This is a genomic window from Novosphingobium sp. 11B (assembly GCF_054589055.1).
This window is the reverse complement of record NZ_BAAILP010000222.1, coordinates 1-1,019: the sequence shown is the minus strand read 5'-3', so window position 1 is coordinate 1,019 and position 1,019 is coordinate 1. Positions and strand designations below refer to the sequence as shown.

Annotated in this window: 1 protein-coding gene; it reads right to left on the bottom strand. The window is 67.8% G+C overall.

What is annotated here, in order from left to right; translation table 11 throughout:
- Nucleotides 1-96: 96 nt before the first annotated feature.
- Nucleotides 97-810: a hypothetical protein gene (locus tag ACYPYD_RS20120; RefSeq protein WP_036525907.1), complete on the bottom strand. Its 714-nt coding sequence runs from the start codon at nucleotides 808-810 to the stop codon at nucleotides 97-99.
- Between the last annotated feature and the right edge of the window lie 209 nt (nucleotides 811-1,019).

Genomic DNA, 1,019 nt, shown 5'->3' with positions numbered 1-1,019 from the left:
GCAGCGAAGCAATCCAGGGCTGTTAAGCTCCGCCCTGGATTGCTTCGCTGCGCTCGCAATGACGAACCGGGGAGGTACGGACTGGGTGCGTGCCTCTCACTTCCCGCTGGTAACGAGGTCCACTTCGGTCAGCCCGCTGTCCAGCTTGCGCGCGTAGACCACGTAAGCCTTGCCGTCCTTGCGGCCGCCCAGCACGCTGTCGCCACCGTCGATCTTGTATTCGGCCCCATATCCGGCCCCGAGCGCCCTGGTGTAGTAGAAGCTCACCACGTCGCTGACGCTCACCGGCGTCGCGAAGTTGACCACGCGCAGCGCGCAGCCCTGACCGTCGATCCCGGCCGCTTCCTGTACCGCGCCGCGCGGATAGACCGGCAGTTCGGCGGGCAGCTTGGCCGCCCAGGTGTTGGAATACTGCACCTTGGCCGAGCAATCCGCCTTGGCGACCTTCGCCTCCGCAGCGACTTGCGCGGCAGTGGCAGCCCCGGCAGCGAGCGCCGCGCCCCCGCCCTGCGCCGGACTGGGCGCGGGCTTGAGCGCGCCGCCGGCAAGCTGCGCCGCCTGCTTCTTGGCGGCGGCGATGGCTTCGGGCGTGCGGTCCTGCGCGGGGACGGTGATCCGGCGCCCCTCGGCGGAGACAGCCGCGCCCTGATCCCCCGCCATCTCGGGATCGACCATGATCTGGTCGCCGAGCGCGCCATTGAGCGCTGGATCGGTATCGGCCGGGTCCGGCTGCTTGTCGCCCGAGCCGCAGCCTGCAAGCATCATCGTGCCCATCAGGCTCAGAACGGTCATTCGGGCCAGAGTCTTCATCGTCGCGGTTCCTTCGGGTGCGGCAGCAAGGTCCTGCTACGCGCAATAGCTTAGGAAAACGCGAAAAGTCGCAAAGGTGCCAGCGGTGGAATCCCCTCGTCCCATTTCGGGATGGTCGGTGAGGCGTGAATTACGAACGCGGCACCGGCACCGGCCCGCGCCCCCACCCGACCTCCCACGGAAATATACTTAATGGGAGGTCGGGTGGG

Bases quoted from the DNA above. Each gene is read 5' to 3' on its own strand.
- ACYPYD_RS20120 (WP_036525907.1), bottom strand. From the start codon at position 810: ATGAAGACTCTGGCCCGAATGACCGTTCTGAGCCTGATGGGCACGATG.